The sequence below is a fragment of the Aeromonas sp. 600948 genome (genome assembly GCF_049174875.1).
Taxonomy (GTDB): domain Bacteria; phylum Pseudomonadota; class Gammaproteobacteria; order Enterobacterales; family Aeromonadaceae; genus Aeromonas; species Aeromonas veronii_A.
Map to the genome: position 1 here is coordinate 85133 of NZ_JAAKTY010000014.1, position 23657 is coordinate 108789.

Here is a 23657-nt window from a genome sequence, read left to right on the forward strand (position 1 = left end):
CCCATGAAAGAGAACAAGATTGGGCTCTGGTCTCTCACCGCGCTGGTGTTCAGCTCCATGGTGGGGGCGGGGATTTTTAGCCTGCCCCAGAACATGGCCGAGGTGGCTGGCGCCCGCGCCGTGCTGATCGGCTGGGGCGTGACGGGTGTGGGCATCCTGGCGCTCGCCATGAGTTTTCTCTATCTGTCGCGACTCAGACCCGATCTCGACGGCGGCATCTACAGCTATGCCCGCGCCGGTTTTGGCGAGCTGGTGGGCTTCTTCTCCGCCTGGGGCTATTGGCTCTGCGCCACCATCGGCGTGGTGGGCTATCTGGTGATCGCCTTTGCGGCGCTGGGCAGCTTCGTCGATACGCCGGAGCAGGTCTGGTTTGGTGAGGGCAACACTCTGGCGGCGTTTGTCGGCGAGTCCTGCATCCTCTGGGCGGTGCATCTGCTGGTGGCCCGCGGCGTGCAGCAGGCGGCACTGTTCAATCTGGTGGCGACCCTGGCCAAGAGCCTGCCGCTGCTGCTGTTTATCCTGTTCGCCTGCTACTGGTTCGATCCGGTCACCTTCGCGGCGGATCAGCAGGGCAGCACCCTGGCGGTGCCGGTCTCCGAGCAGGTGCGCAATACCATGCTCATCACTCTCTGGGTCTTCACCGGTATCGAGGGGGCAGCGGTGTTGTCGGCCCGCGCCAGAAACCGGCGGGATGTGGGTACGGCCACTGTGCTCGGCGTGGTACTAGCGCTGCTGCTCTATGTGCTTATCTCGGTGCTGGCGCTGGGAATATTGAGTCGGCCTGAGCTGGCTGCGCAGCCCAACCCCTCCATGGCAGGGCTGATGGCCCAGATGACCGGCTCCTGGGGTAAGCTGCTCATCAGCGTCGGCCTGATCGTCTCGGTGCTTGCCTCCTACGTGAGCTGGACCCTCTTCTCGGCCGAGGTGCCGTTCAGCGCGGCCCGCCACGGCGCGTTTCCCGCCATCTTCCGGCGCCAGAACCGCAACGGCACACCCATCGCATCGCTCTGGCTCACCAGCTTGACGGTGCAGACTTGCCTGCTGCTGGTGTGGTTGCTCGGCAAGGGCTACACCAGCCTGCTGCTTATCTCCACCTCGATGATCCTGGTGCCCTACCTGCTGATCGGCCTGTTCTTGCTCAAGCTCTCGTTCAGCAAGAAGGGTGAGGGCGGGCAGGGCCGCGGTCTGATGCGGGCGGTGGCACTGGTGTCGAGCGGTTACGGCTTCTGGCTGCTCTATGCTGCCGGGGTGGAGTATCTGCTGCTCTCCTTGCTGCTCTACGGGCCGGGTCTGCTGCTGTTTCTCTACAGCCGTCGTCAGCTGGGCACAGATCTTTGTCTGAGCGGCCGTGAACGGCTGTTGGCTGGAGTGACCTTGCTGAGCCTGATCCCCGCCGTCTGGTCGTTCGCCCATCTCTGACATCAAAGATGTGACTGACCATAAGAGAGCGCCACTGTGGCGCTCTCTTGTTATCAGGGACTGGTTATCAGGGGCTTGCTATCCGGGAGTTGTGACCTGGGGAGAAGGCTTAGCGGCTGGCAGGTCCGGCCGGTTTGCCAAACAGCACCGCGAGTTTTTGTCGCCAAGGCAGGCCACGGGCGTCGCGCAGCATGTCGCGCCACTCGTGGAAGGTGAGGGTGAGGGGATTGAAGCTGTGGATCGGCTTGGTGATGCCGAAGCGGCACGGCTCGGCAGGGTCTTCTTCCACAAAGGTGCCGAACAGTCTATCCCAGATGATCAGCATCCCGGCGAAGTTGCGGTCTATGTACTTGGCGTTGCTGGCGTGATGCACCCTGTGGTGGGAGGGGGTGTTGAAGACCCACTCAAGCCAGCCGAGTTTGCCCACCACCTGGGTGTGGACGAAGAACTGGAAGCCCAGACTCAGCAGCACGGTGGCGACCACCGCCTCAGGCGGGAAGCCGATGACAATCATCGGGATCCAGAACAGCCACATGCCGGAGATCGGGTACATCAGGCTCTGGCGAAAAGCGGTGGAGAGGTTGAGCCGCTCCGAGCTGTGGTGCACCACGTGGGAGGCCCACAGCCAGCGAACATGGTGGCTGGTGAAGTGGAACAGCCAGTAACAGAGATCCTGCAACAGGAACAGCAGTAGCACACTCCAGAGATTCAGCTCGATATCGAACAGTCGCCAGCCCCAGAGGGTGTCATACAGATAAGCAATGGCGATGGCCGCCAGCGCATCGCCACCCTGATGCATCAGGGCCAGGGCGGCGTTGGCGAACAGATCCCGCCACTGGTAGGTGGCGGTGGGAAAGGCCGCGCCATGTTTGCGCAGGTAGAGCATCTCCCAGCCGATAAAGGCCAGAAAAACCGGGGAGAGGTAGAGCAGAAGCAGTTGCACATCCATATGCGGCCATCCATTCAGAGCAATTGCTCTCCAGCATAAAGGATGGCTTTAATATTTCATTAACATTTTTCTGCCAACGAAGAGATGGCATGAAATATGGCGCGGCAGCAGAGGAAGGTGCGGCGGATGGCTATGCTTGATGCAGGCTTTTTCAGGAGGTGCTGGCTTATGCGCGTCTGGTGTTGCTTGTTGCTGGGGTTGTGCATGATGGCCCAGGCCAAAACCCGTGTTGAAATTTTGGCCGATGCCAACTATCCCCCCTACTCCTGGCAGGAGGGGGAGGAGGTCAGGGGGATCTATGCCGATATTATCCGCGAGGTGACCTCTGCCATGCCTGACTATGAGGTGGTGCTCAAGCCGATGCCGTGGCGGCGCGGTCTGAGCATGGTGGAGCAGGGCAGCGCCTTCGCCATCTTTCCGCCTTACTACCAGCCCGACAGTCGCCCCTGGATGTGGCCCTACTCCCAGCCGATGCTGGATGAAGAGCTGGTGGTGATGTGCGGCGCCAGTGTGGCGGCCAATACTCCGCAGGCCAGGTTTCCGCTCGACTATCATGGTTTGCGCTTTGGCATGAACGCCGGTTTTGCCGTCGGCGGTGATGCCTTTTGGCAGGCGGTAAAAGAGAAGCAGATCGACGTGGAGGAGGTGAAAAGCAATCGGGAGAACTTGCTCAAGATTGTCCGCGGCCGGGTCGATTGCACCATCAATGATCGCCTCTCCCTGCTCTATGAGTTGCTCAACATGATAAAGGCCGATCAGCTGGCGGTGGCCGATATGTCCTTGCTCAAACAGGGGCCGGTGCTCAGCAAGGAGCAGGGGTTTCTCGGCTACAGCCGCAAGGGGGAGTACCCCTACAAACAGGCCTTTATCGACCAGTTTGACAAGGAGCTCTATCAGCTCAAAAAACGTGACGGGGTGAAAGTGATCGTGGAGCGCTATTTGGGAAAGTCCCCGCGCTGAGCCGATGAGATGGGCACTCGGGTTCAGCTGGGTTAAGCCTGCTCAGCGTGACACACAAGAAGAGGGACCTTGCGGTCCCTCTTCATTTATCCAGCAGAGCATGTTGGCTACAGCACCTGACTCAGGAACTGGCGCAGGCGTGGGGAGGGAGGATTGTCGAAGAAATCGGCCGGTTTTTCATCCACCAGCAGTTCGCCACTCTCCATAAAGAGCACCCGATCCGCTACCTCGCGGGCAAAGCCCATCTCGTGTGTCACCACCACCATGGTCATCCCTTCGCGGGCCAGCCCCTTCATCACATCCAGCACTTCCCCCACCATTTCGGGGTCCAGCGCACTGGTGGGCTCGTCAAACAGCATGATGCGCGGCTGCATGGCGAGCGCCCGGGCAATGGCTACCCGCTGTTGCTGACCACCGGAGAGTTGGGAGGGATAGCTGGCTGCTTTCACCGACAGCCCCACTTTCAGCAGCAGCGCCTTGGCTCTGTCTTCGGCCTCACGGCGCGACAGGCCACGCACCTTCTGCGGAGCGAGGCAGATATTATCCAGCACCGTCAGGTGGGGAAAGAGGTTGAAGGACTGGAACACCATGCCCACCTCTTCCCGCAGCTTGTTGACATCGCCCGGCTCGGTCAGGCTGATGCCGTCGACTACTATGTTGCCGTCGTTGATGGTCTCCAGCTGGTTGAGGGTGCGCAGGAAGGTGGACTTGCCCGAGCCACTGGGGCCGACGATCACCACCACTTCCCCTTCGGCGACCTGGGTGCTGACATTTTTCAGGGCATGCACTTCGCTGCCGTAAAACTTCTCGACACCGGTCGCTTTGATGATGGGATCAGTTGCTGCGCGCATATTTCGCCTCCAGAAAACGAACCGGGAAGGCGAAGGGGGTGCCGGTGATGGCTGCACTTCTCGACGCCCGTTGCACCTTGATGATGGGATCAGTTACTGCGTGCATATTTCACCTCCAGAAAACGAACCGGGAAGGCGAAGAGGGGGGCGGTGATGGCTGCACTTCTCGATGCCTGTGGCACCTTGATGATGGGATCAGTTGCTGCGTGCATATTTCACCTCGAGACGGCGTACCAAGAAAGAGAGGGTGCCGGTCAGCACCAGATAGAGCAAGGCGACGGTAAACCATACCTCGAACGGACTGAAGGTGGAGCTGACTACCTCGCGACCGGCCTTGGTCAGATCGGTGATGGAGATGACCGAGACCAGCGAGGAGTCCTTGATCAGGTTGATGAATTGGCCTGCCAGCGGTGGCAGTACCCGCTTGAACGCCTGCGGCAGGATGACATAGCGCATGGTCTGGGCCGAGGTCATACCCAGGCTGCGACCCGCCTCCATCTGCCCCTTGTGGATGGAGCTGATACCGGCGCGGACGATCTCCGCCACATAGGCACCGGTAAAGACCGCCAGCGCGGCGACCCCGGCGGTGAAGCGGTCGAGGTTCAGCACGGTGCCGATAAAGAAGTAGACGATGAAGATCTGCACCAGCAGCGGCGTGCCGCGGATGAGCTCAACGTAGGTGACCGCCAGATTGCGCAGGGCCGGATTGGGGGAGAGACGCGCCAGCCCGGCCAGGGTTCCGAGCAGGATGGCGAAGATGCCCGCCACCAGCGAGAGTTTGACGGTGACCCAGACGCCCCAGGCAATGGGGCCTGCAGTCCAGCTCAGTTGGGTGTCGAGGGTATCGCCACGAAAAACGGTATCCCCTTCGGCGACTTGTACGCCGGTACTGGCAATGGCTTGCCGCACATTGGGGTCGAGATCGTCTTGCAGGAACAGCTTGCCCTTCTCGGCCTCGCTGGTGCCCGCCATCACGGTGCCGTCAAATTCGGCGAGATTCTTCTGCTCCGCCTGATAGGCGATGTATTGGGGAATGCGTTCCCAGCGCCAGGTGTAATCCACTGACTGGACAGCCTTGTAGATGCCGAATACGGCAACCAGCAGCATCAGCAGGAAAACCCCATGCCAGAGCAGCTGATTGGGTTGTTTTTCCATCTGTCTTGTCGGTTTGGGTGTGTGCACAGTCACAACCTCTTCTCGTTATTGTGTGGGGAGCTGCGTGGTGCAGGGGCGGCATGTGCCGCCCCCCGGAGGTTATTTGAGCTGATTCAGCCAGGCGTTGGATTCGAACCACTTCTTGTAGAGACGGTCGTAGCTGCCATCGCCCTTGATCTGGCGCAGGTAGTTGTTGAACCAGTTGAGGGTGTCCTGATCCCCTTTGCGGATGGCCCAAGCCAGCGGCTCGAAGGTGAACGGCTTGTCGAGGTGCACCACGGCGCCCTGATTCTGGGAGGCGAAAATAGCGTTGTAGGGCAGGTCATAGACGAACGCATCGACCTTGCCGTTGATCACTTCCAGCTTGGCGTCATCCTGGGTTTCAAACTGCAGCAGGGTGGCTTTGGGGATCAGGCGCTTGACTGCCTGCTCGCCGGTGGTGCCGAGCTTGACCGCGATCTTGTATTTCGGGTCGTTGAGGTCGGTGAAGGATTTGATTTCGCCCGCCTTCTCTTTGCGCAGGACGATGGTCTGGCCGACCACGATGTAAGGATCGGCAAAGTTGACCCGCAGGTTGCGCTGGGGAGTGACGGTCATGCCGCCCATGATGACGTCGAACTTGTTGGTCAGGAGTGCCGGAATGATGCCATCCCAGGCGGTGTTGACGAACTCGACCTTCACGCCCATCTCTTTGGCGACCATCTTGGCGAGATCCACATCAAAGCCGATGTATTGGCCCTGCTTGTTGGTCATCTCGAAGGGTTGATAGCCGGCGTCGAAGCCGACTCGCAGCACGCCGCGTTCGAGCACGGCATCCAGGGTGGACGTGGGGGCAGGTGTCGGGGCCGCCGTGGCGATCCCGCAAAACAGCAGGGTAGAAAGAATCAGTTTTTTGATCATAAGTGACGTCTCTGTCGGTGGTGTGTTCGGCCTTGAACCTGATCCCGTGCGACTCCGTGGCACAAGAGACTGCTGCATCCGGCAACAGGCAAGACAGGATGAATGTCTTGAGCGGGACAAAAGCCCCATATGAGATGCTATGAATAGTGGTTGAGTGAAAAATGTACCAAAAACAGATTGTGTCAGAAGACTCAACAGGTTAGAGACATTTATTGCTCATGGCTTCATTCATAAAATCACACGAAAACAACATATCTATCTAATTGAGTGGGTTCAAGCCCAAATTATCCCCAAGACATTTTGTTACAAAGCCAGGGCGCCGCTTGCGGCTCTTATTGTGCTATCGGGCTCCGTAAGAGGCTTTTTATGGGGCTGATACAAATACGCATTGGTGGGATATCACGCTCATTGCGCTGTTTGTCAGCAAACGAACGGGCTTTATTATGAAAACCATCAAGTCCCACTGGGTCTTGGCAAACGCTTCTCATATACTCAGTTACCCTCTCTGCATGGCTTTGGTATGGACGCCTCACTACTGCTTAAGCTGGATATTTTTACCTTGATGATCATGGCCTTGTGTGGCTATTGTCTCGGTTTCCTGACTCTTACCATCATTCGTGTTACCCACAACGATATTCCCGGTGTCGGGGTCTGGTGGTGGTCCAGTCTGTTTGCCATGCTGGGTCAGGCTGGATTTGCCAGCTTGCTGCTGACCCCCACCCCCTATGGCTCCTGGGTTGGCAATGTCTTCCTGATTTTTCATGTGTCGCTGCTGCTGGTTGCCCAGCGCTGTTTCTTCCGGCAATCGCCAGGCTGGCCTGCCTGCTGGGGATTCATCCTGCTGTTTGCCGCCATCATGACCTGGTCGGTCGCCATCGATGGCCGGATTGCTGTGCGGGTGATGATCAGCAGCGCCACCTTCCTCATGCTCAGTACGCTCATCATCTGGCAGCTCTGGCGTCACGGCCGACCCGATTATCAGGTGGCGGTCTGGGTGCTGATTGGCCTCAATCTGGTGCTGATTGCCATGACATTGATGCGGATGTTTACCGTGTGGGGCGAGGTGATCGAAAGCCCGTTCCAGCGTCAGTTGTTCAACGTGTTGCCCTATGTCTCCATGCTGGTGGGTAGCTCCATGCTTACCTTCGGGGTGCTGCTGCTCTGCAACCAGCACCGGGCGCTGGAGCTGCGCTATCAGGCCAGTCATGACCCGCTGACCGGCTTGTTCAATCGCCGTGGTTTTATGGAGCGTCTGGCCCGGGGACGCCCTGCACAACAGGGGGCGTTGGTGGTGCTCGATCTGGATGACTTCAAGCAGATCAACGATCGGCATGGTCATGAGGTGGGTGATCGGGTGCTGGAGCGGGTCGGGTTGGCACTGCGCGAGCTGGAGGGGGTATTGGCGGGCCGCTTTGGGGGTGAGGAGTTTGTGCTGCTGTTTCGCCATGTCGCCGCAGACGAGGCCATCGCCCGTTGCCAGTCACTGCTGGTTCAGCTTGCGGCCAGCGAGGTGGAGGGGATTCATATCACCGTCAGCATGGGTATTGCTTACTGGCAGGGGGAGTGGCACTTTGACAGCCTGTTCAGCCGTGCGGATGACGCTCTCTATCGGGCCAAGCGGGAAGGAAAGAACCGGGTCTGTCAGGCTGCCTGATGCAGGAATAGGTTCAGGAATAAAATCAGGGCGCGGTGATCCGCGCCCTGATTGTTTCTGTTTGCCGGATATAGCTCGTCAGCTGCCGTCCATTACTCTGACGCAGCTTGAGCTGTTCTCGGTGCCTGCGCCTTGAGGAAGGGGAGCAGCAACAGGGCCGAGACGCCCGCTGCCACCGAGATCACCACGAAGAAGCCGTTCCAGTGCCAGATCTCCATCACCTTGGCCAGCGGATAGCCTGACAGCGCCGCCCCCATGTAGGCAAACAGGCCGACAAAGCCGGTGGCGGCCCCCGCCGAGTTTTTGTGGGAGCACTCCGCTGCCGCCATGCCGATCAGCATCTGGGGGCCGAACACGAAAAAGCCGATGGTGAAGAAGCAGGCCGCCTGCATCACGTAGCTGAAGAAGGGCATTAGCCAGAGCGATCCCACCGCCAGCAGGATCCCCACCGCAAAGATGAGGTTCATCGGGCCACGGTTGCCGTTGAACAGCTTGTCCGATCCCCAGCCCGCCACCAGGGCGCCGATAAAACCCCCTACCTCGAACATGGAGATGGCCGAGTTGGCGCTCATCAGATTGAAGCCGCGCTGCTCGGTCATGTAGAGGTTGCCCCAGTCGTTGATGGCGGTGCGCACCACATAGACCAGCACGTAACAGCAGGCCAGCAGCCAGATATAGGGGTTGCCGAGCACATATTTGCGCAGGATCTGGCGATGGGAGAGCCCCGCATCCTGAGTCTGCTGGGCCAGCTCCATGGCATCCTTGCGCCACTTGCCCACCGACGGCAGTCCCATGGCCGCCGGGGTATCCCGCAGCCGCCAGCAGAGCAGCAGACCGGCTGCAATGGCGATAAGGCCGGGCACTATCATGCCGTAGCGCCAGCCATGCTGCAGGGCCAGGGTGCTGACGATAAGGGGGATGAGCGCCCCGCCGGCGTTGTGGGCTGTGTTCCAGGCCGACCACCAGACGCCCCGCTCGCTGCGCGAATACCAGCTGGTGAGCAGTTTGGAGCAGGGTGGCCAACCCCAGCCCTGAAAGAAGGCGTTGGCCACCCAGAGGGCAGCAAACATCCAGAGAGCGGACGAGAGGCCGAACAGGATATTGATGACGCCGGTGGCCATCAGCCCGATCCCCATGAAGTAGCGCGGGTTGGCGCGGTCGCTGATGATGCCGGAGAAGAACTTGGAGCAGCCGTAGGTGATGTAGAACAGGGTCCAGAGCATGCCGATGTCTGACTTGTCCAGCATGTCGCTCGCCAGCATGTCCGGCATGGCGAAGTTGAAACTCTTGCGGGTGAAGTAGAAGACCGCATAGCCCAGATACATGGTCAGCAGCAGATGCAGCCGCCAGTGACGATAGGTGGCGTCGATCTCGGCCTGCTCGCGGATCGGCGGTTGCGCCGGTGCGCTTCTCATAAAGCTCAGCATGGGGCTCCTCCCTGATGAAGGGCGAGGTTACTCATGGCTCTCCTCCCGCTTGCGGCAGGGGAGATTGACCGTCAACTGGGTGCCGTGGACGCAGGAGAGCTGCAAGGTGCCTCCCAGCGCCTGCACCCGCTCGCGAATACCGAGCAGACCATAGCCCTGCGCCGCGCGGCTTTGCGGCAAGCCGCGACCATCATCCTCCAGCACCAGCTGCAGCTGTTCTTCACCGTGCCGCGTCCGGATTGTCACCGAGTGGGCGTTGGCATGCTTGACCACGTTGTTGAGCCCCTCCTGACAGACCCGAAACAGGGTGACCCGCTGGGCATCAGAGAGATCGCTGTCCGCCAGCTGCCACTCCAGCCGGGTGACGATGCCGTGGCGCTCCAGCTCCAGCTCTCTGAGCAGTGCCCGTACCGCTTGCTCCAGGGTCATGTCGTCGAGCTGGCGCGGGCGCAGGCGACCGAGCAGACCGCGCACCGCGTCGTAGATGCCAAGGGAGAGGGTATCGATCAGGGCGCTGCTCTGGCCCACACCCGCATTGTCGGGGGCGAGGCGGCGAACAATACCGGCCTGGGTACGAATGGCTGTGATGGTCTGGCCGATGTCGTCGTGCAGCTCGCGCGCCACCTCCTTGCGGATGCTCTCCTCGGTCTCCAGCAGCCGCTCGGTGAGTTGGCGATTGTGGGCAAGCTGGCGGGTCAGCGCCTGATTGAGCTCGCGCTGGCGCTGGATCCCGGCGCCCAGCAGCAGGCCGGTGAGACTCTGGGCCAGCAGGGAGAGCAGCAGATCGAGGGGGTGATCGTGCCAGGCCTGGCTCGCCAGCAGGGCGATGGTGTTCATCAGGGTTGCGAGCAGCGCCCCCTGCCAGCCGTAGCGCCACGCCATGGCGATGATAGGGATGGCCAGACAAAACGGGGTAAATCGCACCAGCGAGTTGGGCAGTCCCAGCTGAAGCCAGAGGCTCAGCACGAATAACAGCAGATACCAGACCAGATGGCGAAAGCGCCAGTCTACCGGCTGATCCACCAGTGCAGGACCGAGCGGCACCCAGGTGGCGCGGGTAAGGTAGTGCCAGATCAGCATGCAGGTGGAGGTGAGGGTGAGCCCGCCGGTGAGGGTGAGCAGCAGGGCCGAGAGGCCATCTTCTCCCGCCAGATGCCAGAGCAGGGATTGCAGCAGGGCTGCCACCGAGACGGTGGCGAGCAGCAACAGCAGTTGCTGCCAGTCGTTGCGCACCGGCTGGCGGCGGGCAATCAGCAGGGGGAGCAGGGTGAGCAGGCTGCCGGTCAGCAACCACTGCCAGTGGGGCAGCCCAACCTCCAGATTGATCCAGTAGAGCAGCCCCCCTTCACAGAGCAGCAGCGGCAGCCAGTAGCGACCGGGACTTTGCAACAGCAGGCCGAGACGCAGGCCGAAGGGGAACAGCAGCACCGCCAGTGCCGGGCCGCCCGCCAGATGCAGGCTGATGCTCCACAGGCAAAACCAGCCGGCGGCAAAGATGAAGCAGGCCGCCAGCGCGATGGCGACATAGCTGGCAAAACGGGAGATCACCAGCTATCCAGCATGCGGTGGGCCAGCTCGACGTTGTTGCTGACCTTGAGCTTGTCCATCAGGTTGGCGCGATGGACGTGAACCGTCTTGGGGGAGAGTCCAAGCTGCTCGGCAATGGCCTTCACCTCCAGCCCCTGTGCCAGCAACTGGGCAATCTCCCGCTCCCGATTGGTGAGGGGATCCCGGCTGCTGCTGGCCAGTTTCTGGGCGATGTCCGGCGTCAGATAACACCCCCCCTGGGCGGCGGTACGCACCGCGGCGATCAGCTCGTCCGGACTGCAGCGTTTGGAGAGAAATCCCTTGGCGCCGGTTTGCAGTGCCTGCTCGATGAGGGCCGGGCTGTCGTGCACCGAGAGCATCACCACGGCCAGACCGGAGGGGAGCTGCTTGAGCAGATCCAGCCCCGATTGGTCGGGCATCGAGATGTCGCAGACGCAGACGCGCGCCCCGCTGCCGGGCAGGCCGGCAAGGGCATCGCTGGCGGAGCCGAATTCGGCGACCACCTGCAGGTCGGGCTCCAGATTGAGCAGTTGGGCAAAACCGGATCGGACGATCTGGTGATCGTCGATAAGGGCAATTTTTATCATGATGTCAGCCTGAAATTCGGTGCGTCATGACCATGACGCGGCCAACAAGATACCTGCCCCTCGAGTCAGGCTCAAGCAGCAGCAGGAAAAGGGGCTAAAAACCGGGGAGCAAGGTGAACAAAGCTTGATCGGGATCAGCTGGCAAGGGCGAGCAAGCGGGCTGATCAACAGGGGATGACCAGCCCGTGGGACTCAGCGGTGCAGCTCGCCGGCGCGCTCCGGCTGATAGACCACTTCCAGAATTTCGACCTCGATGGTGCGACCGGCCGGGCCCGGCCAGGCGATGCTGTCGCCCACTTTCAGACCGAGCAGGGCGCTGCCCACCGGCGCCAGTACCGAGATGTTGCTCTCGTCGCCCTTGGCATCGCGCGGGTAGACCAGGGTGAGGCAGAACTCGTTGCCGCTGCTCTGCATCTTGAAGCGTACCTTGCTGTTCATGGTGACCACGTCCGGCGGCATGTCGGCCGGTTCGCGGATCTCGGCGCGGTCCAGCTCCTCTTGCAGGGCGAGATGCTGCGGGTGGTTGCCGAGCAGTTGTTCGATACGGTCCAGATCAAGGCTGGAGATAACCAGATGAGGTTGTTTCATAAGATATTCCTTATCAATAGCGGATAGGCCCATACCGGCGGGTGCAGGTTGGCCATCACGCAAAGTGTTACAAAAATGGATTCAACAGGTTCAATCGATTGAAAATGCCATGCCCCCAAGCGACTCGCGGCCGAAGGAGCGAGGCGGGGGCTCAGCAGGGTGTGAGCAAATGCGAGGAAATAGCTAGTATTTTCATGGGGCTACCATAACCATTCTGGCCGGCCTTGGCAACCGTGATTGAGTGACTACTCAGGAACCTGATAGTTGTACTGACGGATGATCCGCGCCAGTGTGCCATCATGGCGCATCTCGTCAATCACGGCTTGCCAGCGACGCCCTTCGGTGAAGGGAAAATCCTTGCTGGCCGCGATAAATAACTGGGTACGCATCAAGGATTCGCCTTTTACTATCTCATCGATGGAAAATCCGCCCGTCTGCTGGTTGTAGAGGATGACGTTCCAGGCTGCGACCCAGGCATCGATGCGTCCTCGTTGCAGTTTGAGGGCATTGAGGTCTTCGGTGGCGACGGTTTGGCTGGCGAGATTCAGCCTCTGCTTGAGCAGATACTGGCCGAAGGAGTGACGCAAGGTGCCCACCTTGAGTGAAGGAAGCGCGTTTATCATGAGCGGGGTGGGATGCTTGTGGCGATTGCTGACAATGAGGAACTCTTCATCAAGGATGGGGGAAACCCAGTAGTAGAGATGCTCCCGTTGAGAGCTGCGTACTGGCGGTATCAGCAGTACATCCTTGCGATGGGCGGTTTGGGTGAGGGCTCGGGCCAGCGGCATCAACTCGATGGTGAGCGGTTCTTTAAGGCGTCGCGCGGCCTCTTCCATGATCTCGATGGCGACACCGCTTGGTTTGCCGTGAGAGGAGCGAATGACGTAAGGGGGCAGCTCGGCCGCCACCAGCACAATAGCCTGGGCACCGGTGTGTACCAGCAACAACAGCAGTGCAAAAAAGGGCAGGCAGAGAGCGCGCATCAAGGTCGTGAGCCAGAGTCGAATATGCAGAGTGTAACATTCCTGCCTGCGTTGTCGTTGGGCTCGCTGAGGGGTTGGGATCTCAGTCGAAGAAATCGCGCAGATCGCGCACTTCGTAATCAGCGAGTTGCTGCCAGGGGAGCTGAGCAGGCAGCTTGCGCAAGGTCACCTCCATCCGGTAGCTGCGATAGCCGTCGAGACTGGCCGACTCGACCACCAGCGGGAGCTGCCACTGACTCGACCAGAGAATGCGGGTTCGTTGCTGCCCTTCGCGATTCTCATACCAGCGGGCCTGCTCGGGGGCGGCCTCATCCAGCGGGGTCATCCCCTCGATCAGCGCCGGGTTGACGAGATGGCGGATCCGTGGCCAGTCGGGTTTGAAGGCCACCTGGCCATACTCTTCCACCGGCACCTCAACCAGCTGGTTGTGCCAGCTGTCGGCATAACGCAGTTGCAACTCACCTTCATCACTGCGACTGACCCAGCGGGCTGCCATCTGGTGGGTAAAGTGCTTGTGGCCGGGGGTGGCATCGTGAGTGGCGTGATAGGCACGGGCAAGGGGGAGGGGAATGAGCCGCTGGCTCCACACCTGATTGCCCACCCGCAGCCACTTCTCTTGCCAGACACTCTCTCTGGCGATGCCATCGCTGCCGGTGTTCCGGTCGTGATAGCTGATCCGGGCGGCGAGATCCGGGGGCGTGTCGTCAGCATGCAGGGGGAAGGCGAGGGTGCTGCCAAGCAGCCATAACGAAAGCAAAAGTCGCATCATCATCTGTCGCTCGAAAGAGCCGGGGCCCGGGCCGCTGAGTCCATTGCTCAGATGCACCCGGGCCCCTGCTGCTTACAGGCCGAGCGCCTCCCGCAGTTTGCCAAACACCTTGGTGTTATCCAGCGTGCCTTTGAAGCGGTTGCTGCCGGCGCCATCGGCAAACAGCATCACATCGCCGCCGCCGTGGGTTTCCGATGTCAGTTTGACGCCGGTCTCCTGCAGATAGTCATTGGCCATCACCTGATCGCTGGTGAGGACGGGACGCACATCGGGGCGGTTGGGGCCGTTACCGAACACCAGGGTGGTGAAGGGCTTGCCATCCACGTCGTTCTGGGTCGAGCCATCGCCATTTTTCACCAGATCCAGCACCGGATTGCCCTTGGCGGAGTAGCCGTTAATGGTCATGGTGTGGTCATGGTCGGCGGTGACCACGATCAGGGTATTGTTGAGATCCACTTTACCCAGCGCCGTCTTGACCGCCTCATCCAGTGCCACCGCGTCGGTGAGCGAGCGCTTGGCGTTGGTGCCGTGCAGGGCATGATCGATCCGGCCGCCTTCTACCATCAGGAAGTAACCCTGACTGTTCTTGCTCAGCAGGTCGATCGCTTTGGCGGTCATTTCGGAGAGGGACGGCTGGGTATTGGCTGCCCCCTTGGCGACCCGATCCAGCTCGTAGTCGAGGTGGGATTTGCTGCTGAACAGACCGAGCACCTTGCCACTGGTGACCTTGGCCAGTTCACTTTGGGTAGTGACATAGCTGTATCCCTGCGCCTTCATCTCGGCGGTCAGGTCGCGGTTGTCATTGCGACCGCCCTTGTTGCTGGCGCTGTAGGGGGTCCAGTGGTTGGCACCACCCCCCATCAGCACATCGACCCCATCCTTGAGGGCACTGTTATAGCCAGCGCCCCCAGGAACGGCCTGTGCGGCGATGTCATAAGCGGCATCCCGATGGCAGATGTGGGCGTAGGTGGCCGCCGGGGTCGCGTGGGTCAGCTCGGTAGTGGTGACGGCCCCGACCGATTTGCCTGCCGCCTTGGCCAGCTCCAGGATGGTGGGCACCGGCTTGCCGTTATCGCTGCTGCAATTGTTGACGGTTTTGTTGCCATTGACGTCTTTGCCGGGGGCGACGGCTTTGGTGTCGCTGCTCATGGCGATCACCTCGTTGTTCATCTTGACCCCGGTGGTGTAGGCCGCCATGGAGGGGGCCGAGTCGGTGGTCTGGGCATCGTTGGAGAAGGTCTTGATGCGGGCACTGCGCGGCAGTTTCATCATCTCCAGATTGCCCTCTTCTCCCACCTTGAACAGGCGGGTGGCGGTGAGCACGGTGGGCCCCATGCCATCACCGATAAAGAGAATGACGTTTTTGGCATCAGCGGCCTGTGCCTGGGAGGTTGCGCCCAGCGCACTGAACAGGGCTGCGCAGACCAGCGTGTGCTTGATGGATGTGTTCATCTGTTTGCTCATGAAAGTGCTCCTTACAGCTTGGCCGCAGCCTTGATCTTGCCGAACACGGCGGTGTTATCGAGTGAGCCATGGAAGCTGTCAGCCCCCTTGCCGATGGCGCCGAGGAAGACATCTGTGCCGCCGTGGGTCTCGTTGCCGATCTCGCCTACCTTGACCACCACTTCCTGGTGGTAGTCATTGGCGGAGACGGTGGCATCGTCGAGTGGGGCGACGCTGCTGCGCGGGCCATCCACCCGGTTGTAGCCGTTGCCAAAACCTATGATGGTGTAGGGCATGCCCTCGCTATCCTTGCTTGGCTCGCCAGTCTCGTAGTTCTTCACCAGCCCGAGTACGCCGGGGTTGTCGGCGGTGGTCTTGCCGGTGCGCTTGGCATAGCCGTTGAGCACTAGCGTGTGGTCGTGATCGGCGGTGACCACGATCAGGGTGTTTTTCAGCTCGGGGTCGCTCTTTTTCACCTCGTCGATGGCGGCTTTGATGGCGTTGTCGAAGGCGATGGTGTCCTGCAGCGCCCGCTTGGCGTTGGTGTCGTGCAGGGCGTGGTCGATGCGGCCCCCTTCCACCATCAGGAAGTAACCCTTCTCTTTGCCCTTGAGCTGCTTGATGGCGGCCAGGGTCATCTGGGCCAGTGACGGCTCGCTGGCAGGGCGGTCCAGGTCATATTTCATGTGGCTGGAACCAAACAGACCCAGCAGCGGCTTGCCCGCATCGGCCTTGTTCAGCTCATCCAGATTGCTGGCAAACTGGTAGCCCTTGGCCTGCATTTCGCTGATGAGGTTGCGGCCATCCTCCCGCTTGCCCTTGTCGGCTTTGGGCAGGAAGAAACTGCTGCCGCCACCGAGCACCACATCCAGCCCCTCCTTGAGGGCGCTGTTGTAGCCTTTGCCGCCCGGTACCAGCTGGACGGCGATATCTGCCTCCAGATCCCGGTTGCAGATATGGGCATAGGTAGCCGCCGGGGTGGCGTGGGTCACCCGGGTACTGGTTACCACGCCGGTACCGCGGCCATCGGCTTTGGCCAGCTCTAGCAGGGTAGTCACCGGCTTGCCGGCGCTCTTGCTGCAGTCGCTCTCATAGGTGGCGTCGCCGTCCATGCTGATGACGCCGTTGTTGCTCTTGACCCCGGTCATGTAGGCCGCCATGGAGGGGGCCGAGTCAGTGACCTGGGCATCGTGGGAGAAGGTCTTGATAAAGGCCGTCTCTGGCAGGGTATCGATGGTGAGATCACCCTCTTCGCCGACACCGTAGATGCGGGCTGCCGTCAGGGTGTTGAGGCCCATGCCGTCACCGAGGAAGAAGATGACGTTGGTGGGTTGGGCTGCGGGCTTGGTCGCCACCGTGTCATTGTCTGATTTGCAGCCGGCAGCCAGGGCGGCGCCGATCATCACTGCAAGTCCTGCCATTTTTCTCATTGGGGTTCGCTCCTTGTAAAACCTGAGCGCAGCCTAGAGGGGGCAGATGACACTTTTACTGACTATCGGTGACGGTTGTGTGAAAAAGTGATGAAAATGTTACACTATATCAATGTGTTATCTGTCAATTGAGCCAGTTGGTCCGGTCGCTTCCGGCAAGGTCGCTCCGCCTCGGCGGTTTGCTGATTTGATGAGGTGATGGTTAGAATGACCTGTCAAAAGAGGCCCGCAGCAGGTAAAATGCGCCCCCTTCGTTCGATGCCCGCGGCAGAGCGCCTGTTGTTCCATGCGCCCGCCCGCAGCCCCCACAGAGAGTAACGGATATGTCCATCAACTGGTTCCCCGGTCACATGCACAAGGCCCGCAAAGAGATTGCCGAGGTCATGCCCCAGGTCGATGTGATCATCGAGATGCTCGATGCCCGCATCCCCTTCTCCAGCGAAAACCCGCTGGTGCCCGAGCTGCGTGGTGATACCCCGGTGATCAAGGTGCTGAACAAGGCGGACCTGGCCGATCCGGCGATCACCGATCTGTGGGTGGCGCACATGGAAAAAGAGAAGGGGATCAAGGCGCTGCCGCTGACGCAACAAGAGCCGGAGAAGATCAAGCAACTGCTGACTCTCTGCCACGAGATGCTGCCGGAGCGCAATTTTGAGCTGCGCGGCGTGCGGGCGATGATCATGGGGATCCCCAACGTGGGCAAGTCCACCCTGATCAATACCCTGGCGGGGCGCATCATCGCCCGTACTGGCAACGAGGCGGGGGTGACCAAGTCCCAGCAGCGGATCAAGCTGGATAACAACGTCATCCTGACCGATACCCCGGGTTTCCTCTGGCCCAAGCTCAATCCGCCCTCCTGCGGTTATCGTCTGGCCATCACAGCGGCCATCAAGGACACGGTGTTCGACTATGCCGATATCGCCATGTTCGCCGCTGACTACTTCATCAAGGCCTATCCGGAGCGGATCAAGGCGCGCTACCAGATTGACGAGTTGCCCGAGACCGAGATCGAGCTGCTGGAGATGATCGCCCGCCAGCGGGCGTTTATGCGCAAAGGGGGGCTGGCCGACCTGCACAAGGCGTCCGAGATCCTGATCAACGAGTTCCGCTCCGGCTTGCTTGGCCGCATCTCGCTGGAGACGCCGGAGATGGTGAGCGTCGAGATTGTCGAAGCCGCGGCAGAAGCCGAGCAAAAAGCCAAAGAGAAGGCCGAGCGGGAAGAGGAGCGTCAGGCCCGCGCCCGTCGCAAGTACGCCCGCAAGCGTCAGAAATAATTATCCTCAGATGTCCCGAGCTTGCCTGACAACGAGCGAGCTTGTGTGACCGAGATGACGGAACACGAAGAGGCGACCCCAGGGGTCGCCTCTTCTGTTTTATCTAGAGAAATCTCCTCCCACTCTGATGGCGTGTCCGCGCCATATAAAGCCATGCCATCAGCCAAAACGATGGCGCGCCGTCTCAAACAGCGACATATGAAGCGGGATCAGCTGTCGCCAGTCGCGGCGATAGCCGCCACCGGGCACCGCCGCGATGGGCAACCCATGCTTGATTGCACAGCCAAATACCATGGCATCGCGCAGGCGAACCCCTGCATCGCTCAAGGAGAGATAACCAAGCTCGTCGGCATGATGCACATCGACGCCCGCCTGATAGAGGATGAGATCCGGCGAATAGAGCCGCAGTGCCAGCGAGAGTGCCTGTTGCAGTGTGGTGAGATAGGCATCGTCCGTCATGCCGCTTGGCAGCGGAAAGTCGAGGTGAGAGGCGGCTTTGTGATGGGGAAAGTTGTGCTCCCCATGAAGGGATAGGGTGATGATATCGCGCCGTCCGGCGCACAGGGCTGCACTGCCATCTCCTTGATGCACATCGAGATCGACGATCAGCACCTGTTCGCAGCGCCCCTCGTCGAGGCAAGCCTGCGCCGCAATCACCAGATCGTTGAACAGGCAAAAACCGCTGCCGTGATCGCGATGGGCGTGGTGATAGCCGCCGGAGATCTGCAAGCCGCATCCCTGCTCAAGAGCATGGCGGCTGGCGGCAACGGTGGCACCCACCGAGCGCAAGGTGCGCTCTATCAGAATGGGTGACCAGGGAAAACCGATCTTGCGGATGGCGCGATCTTCCAGCTGGCCGCTCAGGGCCGCCGCGACATAATCAGCATCGTGAATGCGACAGATTTGCTCCCGGGTGGCCGACGGCGCTTCGCCAAGGGGGTAACCCTGCACCTGCAAGCGCTCAAACAGCCCCTGATACTTGGCCAGCGGGAAGCGATGGCGTTCGGGCAGGGCCAGGGAGGAGTAGAGGGGGTGATAGAAAATATGCAGTGACATCAGGGCATTGTTCCATCGATGCAGAGATGAACCTGGATATGAAAAAGGGGAGCCAAGCTCCCCTTGTCATTCCCGACGGGTCAGGATGATGTTTCCGGATTACTGCTGCTGGATAACCCAGATCTGGAAGGCTTTGCGGGTTTCCGCATCGGCCTTGTTGTACCAGTTTTGCAGTTGGGTCAGGGCTTCCGGATTGCTTTGCGCCTTGCTGGGCGCGGCTTGGGCCGGTGCGCTGGCGGCAGCCATCACGGCAGCAGAGGAGACGGCAACGGTTTTGGGCTGGTTGAAAGCTTTGCCCATGTTGATCAGCTCTTGCTGATAGTCACGGGTCAGCTGGAAGCCCTCTACTTTCGGCATTACGAACTGTTCACTGCTCACTTGCTGTCCTGTGACCTTGTCTTTCAGCGCCACTTTCTGATCTTTCAGGAACTGTTTGGCTTCTGCTTCATTGCGGGGCTTTTTATAGTCCAGCACCAGCTGCTGATTGTCGGCTGCAGTGAAGTTCAGCACCAGCGGCTCGGCGGTCACCAGCTTGATTTCGTTACGGCTGGAGTAGTTGCCTTCAAAGGCGACGACCAACTGGTGCTTGCCGGCAGAGAGGGGGAAGGTGCTGGTTTTGTCGAGCAGCTGGGGGTTGATGGATTGGCCATCAATCAACTGCACGATGTAAGGGGTGGATACTTCCAGTTTGGCATCAGCCAAGGCGCTACCGGCCCACAACAGACCAGCCAGCGCCGGTACCAGAACAGTCAGTTTCATTTCATCTCCTTGAACAGTCAGGCGATTGCCCACTGAAAACAGGGGCTCATTTTTACAGGTTTGGTCTACTGCGGCAATGGCTCTTTCTGGAGGTGTATGTTCGTGCAGTTGTCAGTTCATTTATCAATAACGGCATGCTTATTTATTCGAACCGCCGTGTAAACGGGGGGAGGGCATCAAGTAACCCCTTGCCATAACGTTTGGTCAGTAGACGCCGGTCCAGAATGGTGACCCGTCCCCGATCGGCCTCTTTGCGGATGAGGCGGCCACAGGCCTGGATCAGTTTGCGCGATGCCTCCGGCACCGTCAGTTGCAGAAAGGGGTTGCCTCCTCGCTGCTCCACCCACTCGGCGGTAGCCTCCTCGACCGGTGAGTTGGGCACCGCAAAGGGGAGTTTGGTGATCACCAGATTGGTGAGGTAGTGACCCGGCAGATCCAGCCCCTCCGAGAAGCTGCCGGTACCAAACAGGATGCTGGCTTGACCGCCATCGCATTTCTGCTTGTGCAGGGTGAGCAGGGCATTGCGGGAGGCTTCCCCCTGCACCAGCAGTGACAGCCCCTTGGCTCGCAAGCCAACGGCCACCTCATTCATCTGGCGGTAGGAGGAGAAGAGCACCAGACTCGCCTCCTTGCCCGCCAGAATACGTGGCAGCACGCTGATGAGTTCATTGGTAAAGGCTGGTGAGTTGGGTTCGTGCTCCATCTTGGGCAGATAGAGCTCGGCTTTCTGGTAGTCAAAGGGGGAGCGCAGGCGCAGATAGCGGGTACCGTCGTGCTCCTTGAGCCCCACCTGATGGCGAAAATAACTAAAGGAAGAGAGTGCTGTGAGAGTCGCGGAGACCAGCACGGCCCCCAAACATTTCGACCAGAGCCACTCCTCCAGCAGATAGCCCACCTCTATCGGTGAAGCGTGCAGCCAGATATCGCCGTCATCGCTCTTGGCTATCCAGCGGGCGAGCGGGGTTTTGCCGGTCGGCACATGGCGCCCCAGCATCTCCCACAGGGCGCAGAAACTCTCCAGCCGTTGCAGATGAAAACCGCTCTCGGCCAGCAGGGGTTCGGCCTCCTTGCGGCGGATCTCGCCATCTTTCAGCGCTTCACCTATGGCCCCTTGCATCCGATCCAGCGCTCGCAGCGCCTTCTTGCTCGACTCCTTGAGATTCTCCGCCAGCATGGGCAGGGGATCCGGCAATACCCCTTCGACGAAGCGGTAGTGGGGTTCCGTGCCAAACAGCCGATCGTTGGCGCTGAGCCACTGCTCGACCGCCTTCAGATCAGGCTGGATGGTGGCCAGTGCATCCTGCAGTTTGAGTTGGGGGTCGAGCAGGCTTTCCTTATTAAGAGTCCGCGCCAGCTTGCCTGCACTTTGTACCAGCTTCTCCAGCCAGCGACGCGAGCCTTTGACGCTGGCCGACGCTGCGCCGTGATCCCGGGCGATGGTGGGCAGGTGATGGGCCTCATCCAGCACATAGATGCACTCATCAGGGGGCGGCAGAATGATGCCGCCGCCCATGGTGAGATCGGAGAGCAGTAGCGCATGGTTGACGACCAGCACATCGGCGCTCTCCATGTCGTTGCGGGCGCGATGAAAGGGGCAGTGCTGGTGATGGCTCAGCGCCTTGTTGCAGGTGTGGCGGTCTGCGGCGATGCGATCCCAGCAAGTGTCGGGAATGGGCTCCGGCCAGTTGTCCCGATCCCCGTCCCACTTGCCATTGGTGTAGGCCTGCCACAGCGCCTGGTAGCGATCCTTGTCGCTGTCCGATGGTTTGGATTTGCTCAAACTGCCAAAGTCGAGCTCGAAGTTGGCCATCTCGGCGCCACTGGCTGCCTGCTCCAGCAGATGCTCGCAACAGTAGCGTTGACGCCCCTTGACCAGCATAAAGCGAAACGGAAGCTCGCTGTGGCGGTGGTAAAAAGGAAGGTCTTTGTGGATCAGCTGCTCTTGCAGGGCCACTGTGGCGGTGGAGATCACCAGCTTCTTCTGGGTGAGTCGCGCCACCGGAATGGCGCCCTGCGCATAGGAGAGGGATTTGCCGATACCGGTACCCGCTTCGGCAACCAGAATACGGCGTTGTTTGTCGTACTCGCCGGTCAGGGTTTTGGCTATCTCGGCCACCAGAAAGTTCTGCTCTTTGCGCGGCACAAAACCGGGTAATCCATCCGAAATCTGGCGATAGGTTTGACGAATGGTTGCTTTGAGGCGAGTAGAGAGCATGAAGAGAAGGCCAGTTAGGGGTTAATCGAAGGACAAGGATACCCGCAACCCCTCGGTGAGGTCGAGGCAACAGCCATTATCACGGAGTTTTACGCTGATCAGACCACTTTGGTTGTTTATCAGGTAGTTAGCGTCATTTGCATGCAAAATAGACTATTTGAGTCCAAATAATCAGCAGGATTCATTGTAAACGTTTTCCTTTTACCTTGCCGTCAGGTGAGACTTGGCTCACATTTTTGCCTCCATGACTATGGTTTCCGTAAAAAGTTCCAAGTTTTTTCATTGCGGTTCAAAAAATCCGGTGCTAGTCTCGGCGGCATAGTGATGCAAAGAACATCGCTAACACAGGGAATAACAACAACTTAGTGTTTAATTACAGTAGGCATTGGAAACTATGAAAAAGACAATTCTGGCTATTGCCATTCCGGCTCTGTTTGCATCCGCCGCTAACGCCGCGGTGATCTATGACAAAGACGGTACCACTTTCGACGTATACGGCCGTGTACAGGCTAACTACTACGGTGAGCACGATGATACCGATGGCGAGCTGATTGGTTCTTCCCGTCTGGGCTGGTCCGGTAAAGTTGCTCTGAACAACACCTGGTCCGGTATCGCCAAGACCGAGTGGCAAGTTGCTGCTGAAAACTCCGACAAGGGCAGTGACGGTAAGTCTAGCAAGTTCGATGCTCGTCATATCTATGCAGGCTTTGACGGCACCCAGTACGGTAAAATCATCTTCGGTCAGACCGACACTGCTTTCTACGACGTACTCGAGCCGACCGATATTTTCAACGAGTGGGGCGATGCGGGTAACTTCTATGACGGTCGTCAGGAAGGCCAGGTTATCTACTCCAACACCTTCGGTGGTTTCAAAGGTAAAGTTTCCTACCAAACCAATGACGACGTAGCGGTCAAGATCACTGACGTTGGTCAGAAGGTCAAAGAAGATGCCATCTTTGGTTCCGACGTTAAGCGTAAGAAAGCTTATGCCGTTGCCGCCGGTTACGATTTTGACTTCGGCCTGGGCTTCAACGCCGGTTATGCCTACTCCGACCTGCAAAACAAAGTTAACGGTCAGACTGGTAAGAAAGACGAGTGGGCTATTGGCGCGCACTACGCTATCAATGGCTTCTATTTTGCCGGTGTTTACACTGAAGGCGAAGTGAAGAACAAGAGCCTGGGTCTGAAAGATGACGGCCGTGGTTACGAGCTGGCTGCTTCTTACAACGTAGATGCTTGGACCTTCCTGGCTGGTTACAACTTCAAAGAAGGCAAGGCCAACGCTCAAGCTGCCGGTTCTACTTACAAGGATCTGGTTGACGAGACCCTGCTGGGTGTTCAGTACGCTTTCACTCCGAAGCTGAAAGCTTACACCGAGTACAAGATCCAGGGTATCGAGAAGCATGACGACGAGTGGACTGTTGCTCTGCAGTACAACTTCTAATAAGTTGAACAAGAGTAATATCCAGGCTTGAGTCTTTGACCAGGCTACAAATGGCCGAGATAATTTCTCGGCCATTTTCTTTTTTGGCGACAGCGGATTGGCGCCATGATAAATCGCCGGATTGCTGTGTTAAGTGATCTTTGGCAAACCATTTGTCTCGGTTAATCTCTCCTGCTTCCTGCTTCCTGCTTCCTGCTTCCTGCTTCCTGCTTCCTGCTTCCTGCTTCCTGCTTCCTGCTTCCTGCT

The 23657-nt window shown here is 59.4% G+C and carries 22 protein-coding genes; 5 read left to right on the forward strand and 17 right to left on the reverse strand.

Features of this window, described 5'->3' with window-relative positions; all coding sequences use genetic code 11:
* Positions 1-3 precede the first annotated feature (3 nt).
* On the forward strand, positions 4-1419 hold the full coding sequence (locus tag G5182_RS13290; protein WP_227340825.1) for a basic amino acid/polyamine antiporter: 1416 nt from the start codon (positions 4-6) through the stop codon (positions 1417-1419).
* Positions 1420-1528: 109 nt separating this feature from the next.
* Here G5182_RS13290 and G5182_RS13295 read toward each other — a convergent pair whose 3' ends face one another.
* A complete protein-coding gene (locus G5182_RS13295; RefSeq protein WP_216954072.1) occupies positions 1529-2368 on the reverse strand; it encodes a sterol desaturase family protein in 840 nt (279 codons plus the stop codon).
* A 168-nt stretch (positions 2369-2536) separates the two neighbouring features.
* Here G5182_RS13295 and G5182_RS13300 point away from each other — a divergent pair, with 168 nt between their 5' ends.
* Complete coding sequence (locus G5182_RS13300; RefSeq protein ID WP_216979056.1) at positions 2537-3328, forward strand: substrate-binding periplasmic protein; 792 nt, start codon at positions 2537-2539, stop codon at positions 3326-3328.
* A gap of 107 nt (positions 3329-3435) precedes the next feature.
* On the opposite strand, the gene G5182_RS13305 is transcribed toward G5182_RS13300, so the two are convergent.
* From G5182_RS13305 to G5182_RS13325, 5 genes are all read right to left on the reverse strand, one after another.
* The gene (locus tag G5182_RS13305; RefSeq protein WP_120414562.1) at positions 3436-4179 is read right to left on the reverse strand and encodes an amino acid ABC transporter ATP-binding protein; all 744 of its coding nucleotides are present in this window, start codon (positions 4177-4179) and stop codon (positions 3436-3438) included.
* Complete coding sequence (locus G5182_RS13310; RefSeq protein ID WP_265177235.1) at positions 4163-4285, reverse strand: hypothetical protein; 123 nt, start codon at positions 4283-4285, stop codon at positions 4163-4165. The genes G5182_RS13305 and G5182_RS13310 overlap by 17 nt, the downstream gene beginning before the upstream one ends.
* Positions 4269-4391: a hypothetical protein gene (locus tag G5182_RS13315; RefSeq protein WP_265328643.1), complete on the reverse strand. Its 123-nt coding sequence runs from the start codon at positions 4389-4391 to the stop codon at positions 4269-4271. The genes G5182_RS13310 and G5182_RS13315 overlap by 17 nt, the downstream gene beginning before the upstream one ends.
* Positions 4375-5334 (reverse strand): amino acid ABC transporter permease, encoded by a 960-nt coding sequence (locus G5182_RS13320; RefSeq protein ID WP_019445267.1) that lies wholly within the window; start codon positions 5332-5334, stop codon positions 4375-4377. The genes G5182_RS13315 and G5182_RS13320 overlap by 17 nt, the downstream gene beginning before the upstream one ends.
* A gap of 99 nt (positions 5335-5433) precedes the next feature.
* A complete protein-coding gene (locus tag G5182_RS13325) occupies positions 5434-6234 on the reverse strand; it encodes a transporter substrate-binding domain-containing protein (protein ID WP_005334079.1) in 801 nt (266 codons plus the stop codon).
* A 520-nt stretch (positions 6235-6754) separates the two neighbouring features.
* Here G5182_RS13325 and G5182_RS13330 point away from each other — a divergent pair.
* Positions 6755-7888, forward strand: a complete 1134-nt coding sequence (locus tag G5182_RS13330) for a GGDEF domain-containing protein (RefSeq protein WP_227340823.1) — start codon at positions 6755-6757, stop codon at positions 7886-7888.
* Between the two features lie 92 nt (positions 7889-7980).
* Here G5182_RS13330 and G5182_RS13335 read toward each other — a convergent pair whose 3' ends face one another.
* The 8 genes from G5182_RS13335 to G5182_RS13370 all read right to left on the reverse strand — a co-directional run bounded on the left by G5182_RS13335 (position 7981) and on the right by G5182_RS13370 (position 16663).
* Complete coding sequence (locus G5182_RS13335; protein ID WP_227340822.1) at positions 7981-9315, reverse strand: MFS transporter; 1335 nt, start codon at positions 9313-9315, stop codon at positions 7981-7983.
* A gap of 27 nt (positions 9316-9342) precedes the next feature.
* Positions 9343-10863 (reverse strand): signal transduction histidine-protein kinase/phosphatase UhpB, encoded by a 1521-nt coding sequence (gene uhpB, locus G5182_RS13340; RefSeq protein WP_227340821.1) that lies wholly within the window; start codon positions 10861-10863, stop codon positions 9343-9345.
* Entirely contained in the window at positions 10860-11450 is a 591-nt protein-coding gene (uhpA, locus tag G5182_RS13345) for a transcriptional regulator UhpA (RefSeq protein ID WP_005334071.1), read from the reverse strand. Before uhpA ends, uhpB begins: the two co-directional genes overlap by 4 nt.
* 192 nt (positions 11451-11642) lie before the next feature.
* Complete coding sequence (rnk, locus tag G5182_RS13350) at positions 11643-12038, reverse strand: nucleoside diphosphate kinase regulator (RefSeq protein WP_005334070.1); 396 nt, start codon at positions 12036-12038, stop codon at positions 11643-11645.
* Between the two features lie 245 nt (positions 12039-12283).
* A complete protein-coding gene (locus G5182_RS13355) occupies positions 12284-13021 on the reverse strand; it encodes a substrate-binding periplasmic protein (protein ID WP_158111102.1) in 738 nt (245 codons plus the stop codon).
* Positions 13022-13103: 82 nt separating this feature from the next.
* Complete coding sequence (locus G5182_RS13360) at positions 13104-13790, reverse strand: hypothetical protein (RefSeq protein WP_227343074.1); 687 nt, start codon at positions 13788-13790, stop codon at positions 13104-13106.
* A gap of 72 nt (positions 13791-13862) precedes the next feature.
* Positions 13863-15254 carry an alkaline phosphatase gene (locus tag G5182_RS13365; protein ID WP_127006774.1) on the reverse strand — a complete coding sequence of 464 codons (1392 nt, stop codon included), beginning with the start codon at positions 15252-15254 and terminating at the stop codon, positions 13863-13865.
* Positions 15255-15265: 11 nt separating this feature from the next.
* Entirely contained in the window at positions 15266-16663 is a 1398-nt protein-coding gene (locus G5182_RS13370) for an alkaline phosphatase (protein WP_005334065.1), read from the reverse strand.
* Positions 16664-16986: 323 nt separating this feature from the next.
* Here G5182_RS13370 and ylqF point away from each other — a divergent pair, with 323 nt between their 5' ends.
* Complete coding sequence (ylqF, locus tag G5182_RS13375; RefSeq protein ID WP_005334061.1) at positions 16987-17937, forward strand: ribosome biogenesis GTPase YlqF; 951 nt, start codon at positions 16987-16989, stop codon at positions 17935-17937.
* A 159-nt stretch (positions 17938-18096) separates the two neighbouring features.
* Here ylqF and G5182_RS13380 read toward each other — a convergent pair whose 3' ends face one another.
* The 3 genes from G5182_RS13380 to dinG all read right to left on the reverse strand — a co-directional run bounded on the left by G5182_RS13380 (position 18097) and on the right by dinG (position 21967).
* Positions 18097-18993 carry a histone deacetylase gene (locus G5182_RS13380; RefSeq protein WP_227340820.1) on the reverse strand — a complete coding sequence of 299 codons (897 nt, stop codon included), beginning with the start codon at positions 18991-18993 and terminating at the stop codon, positions 18097-18099.
* A gap of 99 nt (positions 18994-19092) precedes the next feature.
* Positions 19093-19752, reverse strand: coding sequence for a DUF2057 domain-containing protein (locus G5182_RS13385; protein ID WP_216954052.1), 660 nt, complete (start codon positions 19750-19752; stop codon positions 19093-19095).
* A gap of 142 nt (positions 19753-19894) precedes the next feature.
* Positions 19895-21967, reverse strand: a complete 2073-nt coding sequence (gene dinG / locus G5182_RS13390) for an ATP-dependent DNA helicase DinG (protein ID WP_421254434.1) — start codon at positions 21965-21967, stop codon at positions 19895-19897.
* 394 nt (positions 21968-22361) lie between these two features.
* On the opposite strand from dinG, the gene G5182_RS13395 reads away from it, so the two are divergent.
* Complete coding sequence (locus G5182_RS13395) at positions 22362-23411, forward strand: porin (RefSeq protein ID WP_088869706.1); 1050 nt, start codon at positions 22362-22364, stop codon at positions 23409-23411.
* Positions 23412-23657: the final 246 nt, after the last annotated feature.